1 protein-coding gene is annotated in these 242 nt (G+C 47.5%); it reads right to left on the reverse strand.

From position 1 onward, the window contains the following. The coding region (locus Q0794_RS18195; protein ID WP_298944297.1) for a VCBS domain-containing protein at window positions 1-242 on the reverse strand (242 nt) is incomplete at both ends.

A 242-nucleotide genomic window follows, 5' to 3' on the forward strand; every position in this document is an offset into this window, starting at 1 on the left:
GTGGTATCAACATCGCTTAGCGATAAGGTACCCGTCGTTGTTAACGTTGCTGCATCCGCATCTTCTGTCACTGCGCCAGTATCGTCGCCTGTCACAACAGATAAATCGTCGACACCATTGATCGTAATTTCAATCGTTTGCTCAACACCATCACTGGTTGTCACGGTAATAGTATCGGTTAATGACTCACCGTCATCTAGCGCTTGGATAGCCGCTTGTGTGTTATCTGCTGCGTATGTCCA

Source organism: uncultured Psychromonas sp. (assembly GCF_947489755.1).
Taxonomy (GTDB): Bacteria; Pseudomonadota; Gammaproteobacteria; order Enterobacterales; family Psychromonadaceae; genus Psychromonas.